Source organism: Pseudovibrio flavus (assembly GCF_009711345.1).
In the GTDB taxonomy this organism is placed as follows: Bacteria; Pseudomonadota; Alphaproteobacteria; order Rhizobiales; family Stappiaceae; genus Pseudovibrio; species Pseudovibrio flavus.
In genome coordinates, this window is record NZ_SMMA01000040.1 from 1 (window position 1) to 8,149 (window position 8,149).

Genomic DNA, 8,149 nt, shown 5'->3' on the forward strand with positions numbered 1-8,149 from the left:
CATACACTTCAAAGAATTACTGCCCACGTACTGGGGACAAGGAGAAGCAACTTATGAGCGTGCACGCTGAAACCGATCCACGGTTGCTGCTGCTAAGTGCAGAAGACAATGTGGTGGTGGCTATCGAGAACCTTGAAAAAGGGACCGCAGTTAAGATCGAAGGCCACGATGTTCGTCTCGATTTTGAGATACCGCGCGGCCATAAACTGGCTCGCCGCGAGATCACTGAAGGTACAGATATCTTCAAGTATGGAATGCCAATCGGCTATGCCTGCAAGCCAATCAGCGTCGGTGAGCACGTTCATTTGACCAACGTACGCAGCCACTACACCCCGTTTGATAACGTCGAATAACGCCCCTCTTTCCGGAGAAAAGATAATGAGCGAGATCACTGCTCCATCGGCCACCCCAGCTATCATGGCATGGCCCCGCAAAGACGGGCGCAAAGGCATTCGCAACGTTATTGCCGTTGCTTATCTGGTAGAGTGTGCCCACCACGTCGCCACGAAAATTGCAGCTCCATTTGAAGATGATGATGTGCATGTCATCGGCTTTCCGGGCTGTGTAGGCAACGACTACAGCCAGTACATGATGGAAGCTATTTGCACGAGCCCGAACGTTGGCGCTGTGCTGCTTCTGTCTCTGGGTTGCGAAAGCTTCAAGAAACGTCAGCTCGCCCGCATCATTGAAGAAAGTGGACGCCCAGTTCACCTGATCACCATTCAGGAAGCTGGCGGCACCCTCTCCTCCATCAGCGAAGGCCGCAAGTGGGTAGCTGAAACCCGTCACGCACTGGACCAGCAAACTAAAGTACCTATGGAAGTTTCCGAGCTGGTTGTCGGTACGATCTGCGGCGGCTCTGATGGTACCAGCGGCATCGCAGGTAACCCTGCTGCAGGCCGCGCATTTGACCGCCTCGTACAGGAAAACGCCACCTGTATCTTCGAGGAAACCGGCGAACTGATCGGCTGTGAGCACATCATGGCACGCCGTGCCGCAACGCCTGAAGTTGCTGAACAGATCATGGCTTCTGTAAAGAAAGCCGCCAGCTACTACGATGAGCTGGGTCTGGGCTCTTTCTCGCAAGGCAACGCTGATGGCGGCTTGACGACAATCGAAGAAAAGTCCCTTGGTGCTTATGCCAAGTCTGGCGCTTCCCAGATCATGGGCGTGATTAAACCGGGCATGCAGCCGGAAGGAAAAGGCCTTTACCTGCTAGACGTTGTTTGTGACGGCGGCCTTAAATACGGCGTTCCGAACATCACAGACAATCAGGAGATCATCGAGATGATCGCCTGCGGCTGTCATCTGGTTACCTTTGTCACCGGCCGCGGCTCTGTAGCAGGTTCTGCTCTTGCTCCAGTTATCAAAATCTGCGCGAACCCAGACACTTACAAGCGCATGGAAGGCGATATGGACGTGAATGCCGGCCGTATCGTAACCCGTGAAGCGACACTTGATGAAGTTGGCAACGAAATTTACGAGCTGATCATCGAGGTTTCCAACGGCAAGCGCACCAAGCACGAACTCCTCGGCCATCAGGAATTCGTCATGTGCTACAAGTTGTTCTCTAACGAAATCGAGCGCTGCGCTATTGCCGCTGAATAAGCTACCTAAACTGCCTACGCATACAAAAACACCGGCCAATTGGCCGGTGTTTTTTTTTGTTCTATCACCTGCGATCAAGCTGATTTGGTTGGCTTCAAACGAGCAAACAATCTGCCTACCGCCGGAATACCCATCACAACAGTGATCACGGTTACAGCCATAAGAACCGCACTGATCGGACGTGTGAAGAACGGTTCAAAAGAGCCGTCAGACAGCACCAGTGCGCGGCGCATGTTCTGGTCAAGCAAGCTACCCAAAACCAGACCAAGAACGATCGGTGCCATTGGGTACTTCATCTGTCTGAGCAGGAAGCCGCCAAGACCGAATACAACCATGATGAGGATGTCAAACGGACGGCTGGCGATAGCAAACGAACCAACGGTACACAGTACAAAGATGATCGGATGCAGGCGTTCTTTTGGAACCTGAAGCACGCGAAGCATTGGCTTTGTGAGGATGAGACCGAAGATAAGGATTGCAGCAGCTGCCAAGAGAAGCGCAACGGTTACATCATAGATAACCGTTGGGCTTTCGATCATGATCATTGGGCCCGGACGAATACCGTGAATGATCATTGCAGCCATGAGTACTGCAGCTGGAGCAGAACCTGGAACTGCGAGGGTCAGAACCGGAAGAACAGCACCTGGAACTGCAGCCGAGTTACCGGTTTCAGCAGCCAGAAGACCTTCAAGAGAGCCTTTGCCGTACTTTTCTTTTTCCTTACTTGCGCGGCGAGCCAGAGCGTAGGAAACCCAAGCACCAATATCTTCCCCTACGCCCGGTACGATACCGATGATGGTGCCGACAACACCAGAGCGAGGAACCGTGAACCAGTACTTTTTGATCGTAGACATTGGCGGCAACATACGGCCGGAAACGTCACTAATCTGCGCCTTATGCTTACCAGCCATAACGTGAAGGATTTCAGCAAAGCCGAACGCGCCCACCATTGCTGGAATAAGGTTGATACCGCCGGAAAGATCAGTGCTACCAAAAGAGAAGCGCGGATAAGCATGCAAGGATTCCTGACCGATCATCGCAATGATGAGGCCCAAGATACCTGCAATCCAGCCCTTGATTGGATCATTAAGAGCGGTCAAGCGACCTGAGATAACGATACCGAAAACAGCAAGCCAGAAGAACTCGAAAGCGCCAAAGCCAAGAGCATAGTCAGCCAGAACCGGAGCAAGCACGGCGAGCATAACAACACTCACCAAAGTGCCTAGGAACGAGCCTACGGTTGCCATACCAAGCGCTTCACGTGCCTGTTTGGCCTGAGCAAGAGGAAAGCCGTCCAGCGTCGTTGCAGCACTTGCCGGTGTGCCCGGAATGTTGAGGAGGATAGCGCTTCGGCTACCGCCGAAGATGGTGCCCACATACATGCTGAGGAGCACAACAATTGCGACCTGCGGCTCCATATGAAAGGTGAGCGTGGTGAGGAGCGCAACACCCATAGTGGCCGTAAGGCCCGGCAACATGCCTACAAAAATGCCAAGGAGTGTAGACCAGCCGACATGAAAGAGCTGTATTGGCGTAGACCCTGAAATAAGGGCCTCACCCAGCATAGATAAACCGTCCATGGTAGTTCCTTAAGGCAGGCGAACGAGGAAGAGTTCTTGGAACACGAGGGTCACAGCGACTGAGGTGGCTAGTGCTATGATGAGGGCGACCATTGCGCGGCGATAAAGAAGCGCGCGCTCGCAGCCCGGTTCGTATTCAAACCCGAAGATAAACGCGAAAACAAAGAGCGCGGTTGCCAGCCAGAACGGCAGAAGACCAACCATAACAAGCGCGTAGAAAACGCACAAACTAGCGGTAATGTAGACCCGCTGTCTGCTCTTAGGATCCTTGAGCAATTCCAGCATCGGTTCGTCTTGATCGCTGGAAAGCTTATCCTCACCCTGCTCTTCAACAGTCGGTGCGCGCATCACAAGCAGCACACCACATACGGACAAGGCCGCTCCCAAAAGGCCCGGTGTCAAACCGGGAGCCTCGTACCACGAGGCTCCAAGTTCGCTAAAGTCCGGCATTGCCCAGCTTCCCAGTACAACCAGAAAGCCGAGGATTGTGAACACATAGCCCGAAATCACATCGGCCGATGCATTCTGAAATGCCTTCTTCATATTAGCATCCTGTCCTTATAACCAGATTATGGACGGCTGATGCCAAGTTCTTCTGGGCTTACTTTACCCTGACCACCATCAAACAGCTGCCATGCGCTAACCTGAATGGATGGACGAACAGCTTTCTGAGCTTCTTCGCCGGAAAGAACTGTCACGACAGAGCCTTTTGCGTTTGCGTAGTCTTTAAGTGCCTGAGAGCCCTTGATCTTGGTGGACCAGATCTCTTCAAGAGTCGCAACGACTTCAGCAGGAACGCCCTTAGGAACGAAGATACCGAAGTGGATTGGGGTTGGGTTGTACTCTGGCAGCCACTGGGTGATTGGCGCTACAGTACCGATGCCTTCAAGCTCAAGCGGCTCGGTGGAAAGTGCTGCGAGAGGACGAATACGCTTGCCTTTAAGCATTTCGAACTGTTCGGTCAGCAGCTGGCTGCTCGCTTCTGTTTCGCCTGCAACTGTAGAAAGAACAGCTTTTGCGCCGCCTTCATAAGTCACGTGCTTGTATTTACCACCGGTCGCAGCAACGAGGGATTCCATTGCAGAGTGACCAGCAGAGTTCACGCCGGAAGTACCTACAGCAATCGGTTTTCCGTCTTTCATACGGTCAACAAACGCGCCCATATCAGCAAGCTTGGAATCTGGGTTCACGCTGATTACGTTGACGTTTGCAGAGCTGAGGAACAGGTGCCAGTCTTCGATTTTGGTATCAAGACGGCCAGTTACAGCGTATGTGCCAAGGTCTTTTGCTGCGCCAGCTGTCCATGTGTAACCATCGCGGTCAGCATCGAGAGCAGCTTTGGAACCGATTGCGCCGGACGCGCCAGGCTGGTTCACCACAACAACCTTCTGGCCCAGTGCAGATTCAAGTTCACCCGCTACAACACGGGTTACAAGGTCAGTCGCGCCGCCTGCACCCCATGGCACAATCAGGTTGATTGGTTTTTCAGGCTTCCATTCAGCCGCATTGGTCATAGCGGTGCTGGCTAGAACAGCCATAGAAGCAATAAGTGTATTCTTGAGAACAGACATGTATACCTCCCGAATATACGTTGGGTCGCGCTACTGCGCCCTGTTTTTTGGATTAGTCTGCTAGATATCCGCGCCGTTCAGCCATTTCCTGACCCTTGAGCGCTAGTTCGGTGACGATGAATGCGTGTTTTTGTGGGCATGCCGTTTCTGTTCGATTGCGAACGTCTTCCGCGAGCAGGCGGAAGTACGGCAACTCTTCTTCATGACAATCGATGTATTCGCACCGATCATTGGTCACGAGGTAGAGGTGGTCTGTTCCATCGCGTCCACAAACATCAACGTATTTGCGAAGCTCGATGTAGCCCTGAGTACCTAAGATGAAGAGGCGGCCATCACCCCAGTTGGGCAGCGCGTCTGGAGTGAACCAGTCAAGGCGGATATACGCCTGCGCATTACCGCTAACGAGGTTGAGTTCGCCAAAATCTTGAAAACGAGGATTATCTGGATTGCCGAAATTACCAACCGCAGCGTGGCGGATTTCAGCCGTTTCTTTTCCAGTCAGGAACAGGAACTGATCGATCTGGTGGGAAGCGATATCACCAAGAATACCCCCGTACTGCTTTTCCTCAAAAAACCAGTCTGGACGCATATGTTTGTTGAGGCGATGCGGGCCAAGGCCGACAGTTTGCAGAACTGTGCCAATAACCCCTTCCCTAACCAATGCAGCTGCCTTGGTGACAGCTGGGACCTCGAAACGCTCGGAAAAGTCGATAGACCAGATCCTTCCAGTCTCCGCTACCACTTCACGAATGCGCTTTAGTTCCGCCAGAGTAACGCACCCAGGCTTATCCAGCATAACGTCTTTGCCATTGCGCATAGCCTGAATTGCCAGATCAGCACGCTGGTCTGGAGGACATGCAATCAATACCAAAGGAATAGTAGGGTCGTTCCAGATCGCTGATAGCTCATCTTCACGCGGCACATCTGGAAACCGTTTTGTAAATCCCGCGAGAGGCTGAGGCTCTCCCTCTGTCCAGAAGGAAACAAACTCACAGCCTGCATCAATCATACCCTGTGCCATGCCAAACATGTGGCGATGGTCCAAACCAAGGGCGGCAAACCGTACCGGATCAGCCATTCTTCTCTTCCCCCAAGAGCTCCCAATGCTATGTCCGAAGAACTTCGGAGGTTAAACAAAAGGAGTAAACTCGCTTCCTGTATACTGGTATACATGTTATATTGAGGACAAGTTGGTAGTGTCACGATGTTAGTTCGCGGAAAAGGTGCGGCTTTATCCCCCGCAGTAAAAATTAGCGATGCGCGCAGCGTGTTATATGCTAGCTGATTGGTACAACAGATGAATTACGAAATTCAGAATTAACCAGTCGTGGGTTTAGATAGGTAAAAATAGAAGCAAGTACGCGGATGCCAAGACCAAAAAAACAAAAACAAGGTCCAGACCTCTTCGCTATATTTAATGCTGAGATGATTGATCGCTCGAAACCGATCGCACCTCAGGTCTACGATGTGTTGCGCAACGCAATTACTCGTTATGAACTACCACCAGAGAGCCAAATTAACGAACCTGAGCTAGCAAATACGCTTGGGGTTAGCCGCACGCCCCTTCGGCAAGCCTATCAAAAACTGGCTGAAGAAGAGCTTATTATCAGCCGGCCGCAGGTTGGTTCCATTGTTGCACCGATTGATAATAAGAAAATCCGCGAGGGTATTATTATACGTCGCGCACTGGAGCGTGAAGTCGTTCGCATCCTATGTGAAACAAGCCCATCCCTAACGGATTTGGATCCGATTTTGGCTGTATTGCGCGTTGCGATGAAGAACAAAGACGCTGTTGGCTACTTCAACGCCGATCAGGAATTTCATCAGAAGCTGGCCGAACTGGCAGATATTCCGGCTGCATGGCGGCTATCTATGTCAGTAAAAGGTCACTCAGATCGCGCACGTTTACATCTTATGATCAAAAACTCTGCTCGCTTGGAACGCGCTTACAACGAGCACCTTGAACTCATTGGCGCTATATCTACGGGTGATATTGAGAGCGCGGAAGCCATTATAAATCGCCACGTTTCTGCGACGACTGACGCCTATCGCCAGTCAAACTAGAAAGCGCAACTAAGGCTTCTAACTACCAACTACACCTAACTTGTATACCAGTACACAAATTATCTAGTTTCACAGTAACGAAGTCTCCGCTTCATTCTGTACACTTGGTTGGCATTTCGGCCATCAATATGGATATTACCTTTATGTCTTATGGTTTTGGTATCATCGGAACAGGCATGATCGCCGCGTTTCATGCAAAAGCAATTCATAGCCTGAATGGCGGCCACTTTGTTGGTGCATTCAGCAGAAGCTTTGACAGAGCGCAGGAGTTCTGCGAGCAGAACGGCGGCAAAGTCTATCAAACTCTCGATGATATGCTTGCCGATCCCGAAATCCATATTGTCACCATTTGTACTCCTTCTGCCATGCATGGCGAAGCAGCCCTCGCCGCCATCGCTGCTGGTAAGCATGTGCTGATTGAAAAGCCGATGGAAGTAACAGCTGCGCGCTGTGACGAAATAATTGATGCAGCTGAGAAAGCCGGTGTTGTTGCAGCTAGCATCTTCCAGAACCGTTTCATCGAAGCATCACAGATTCTCAAGAGCACCATTGATAGCGGACGATTTGGGAAAGTCGTGCTGGGCGATGCATATGTGAAATGGTTCAGAAGCCAAGAGTATTATGATAAGCGCAAGGCAAGCGGCACTCTTGCTATGGACGGCGGCGGCGCTCTTATGAACCAAGCCATTCATGCCATTGACCTGCTTCAGTGGTGCATGGGCCCTGTCGAAGCAGTTACCGCGTACACCGAAACGCTTGGGCACGATGGTATCGATGAGGAAGATGTTGCTGTAGCAATCTTGAAGTTCGCTTCCGGCGCTCGCGGCGTGATTGAAGGTACAACTGCTGCATACCCGGGCATGCTGAAAAAGCTAGAAATCTCGGGAACCAACGGTACAGTCGTCTTAGAGGAAGACAAATTCCTCAAATGGGAGTTCTCGGAAGCTACCACTGAAGACGCTACGATCCTCGAAGAACACGGAAGCGCGACGGTAGCAAAGGGCGGCGCCTCGGATCCATCAGCTATTGACTTCCGACTTCACGAAGCACAGTTCCAAAATCTAATCGACCATCTTTCAAAGGATGTTCCTCTGATCATCGATTCCTACGAAGGCCGAAAGGCTGTTGCTATCATTGAAGCAATCTATCAAAGCGCTAAGGAAAGAAAAGAGATCAAGCTATAGGGCGCTATGGTGACGTGATCCGTTTAATGCAGTGAATTGAAAAACCGCCTTTCGGCGGTTTTTTTGTATTCGCAATCCAAGAACACGCCTGCAGATTCGAATACCTCAGGGCGGAGCTTGGAGCTTGGAGCTTGGAGCTTGG

Annotated in this window: 8 protein-coding genes; 4 read left to right on the forward strand and 4 right to left on the reverse strand. The window is 51.4% G+C overall.

Going from position 1 to position 8,149, the window contains the following annotated elements; genetic code table 11:
* On the forward strand, window positions 1-353 hold a 353-nt coding region (locus tag E1162_RS00615; protein ID WP_257098540.1), incomplete at its 5' end, for a UxaA family hydrolase.
* Between the two features lie 25 nt (window positions 354-378).
* Window positions 379-1,608 (forward strand): UxaA family hydrolase, encoded by a 1,230-nt coding sequence (locus tag E1162_RS00620; protein WP_155125571.1) that lies wholly within the window; start codon window positions 379-381, stop codon window positions 1,606-1,608.
* Window positions 1,609-1,682: 74 nt separating this feature from the next.
* On the opposite strand, the gene E1162_RS00625 is transcribed toward E1162_RS00620, so the two are convergent.
* The 4 genes from E1162_RS00625 to E1162_RS00640 are packed head-to-tail and all read right to left on the reverse strand — an operon-like array spanning window position 1,683 to window position 5,837.
* Entirely contained in the window at window positions 1,683-3,188 is a 1,506-nt protein-coding gene (locus E1162_RS00625; RefSeq protein ID WP_155125573.1) for a tripartite tricarboxylate transporter permease, read from the reverse strand.
* A 9-nt stretch (window positions 3,189-3,197) separates the two neighbouring features.
* A complete protein-coding gene (locus E1162_RS00630) occupies window positions 3,198-3,731 on the reverse strand; it encodes a tripartite tricarboxylate transporter TctB family protein (RefSeq protein ID WP_155125575.1) in 534 nt (177 codons plus the stop codon).
* 26 nt (window positions 3,732-3,757) lie between these two features.
* The gene (locus tag E1162_RS00635) at window positions 3,758-4,759 is read right to left on the reverse strand and encodes a Bug family tripartite tricarboxylate transporter substrate binding protein (protein WP_155125577.1); all 1,002 of its coding nucleotides are present in this window, start codon (window positions 4,757-4,759) and stop codon (window positions 3,758-3,760) included.
* 52 nt (window positions 4,760-4,811) lie between these two features.
* On the reverse strand, window positions 4,812-5,837 hold the full coding sequence (locus E1162_RS00640) for a Gfo/Idh/MocA family protein (protein ID WP_155125579.1): 1,026 nt from the start codon (window positions 5,835-5,837) through the stop codon (window positions 4,812-4,814).
* Window positions 5,838-6,184: 347 nt separating this feature from the next.
* Here E1162_RS00640 and E1162_RS00645 point away from each other — a divergent pair, with 347 nt between their 5' ends.
* Window positions 6,185-6,823: a GntR family transcriptional regulator gene (locus E1162_RS00645; protein ID WP_257098541.1), complete on the forward strand. Its 639-nt coding sequence runs from the start codon at window positions 6,185-6,187 to the stop codon at window positions 6,821-6,823.
* Between the two features lie 143 nt (window positions 6,824-6,966).
* The gene (locus tag E1162_RS00650; RefSeq protein WP_155125583.1) at window positions 6,967-8,007 is read left to right on the forward strand and encodes a Gfo/Idh/MocA family protein; all 1,041 of its coding nucleotides are present in this window, start codon (window positions 6,967-6,969) and stop codon (window positions 8,005-8,007) included.
* Window positions 8,008-8,149 lie beyond the last annotated feature (142 nt).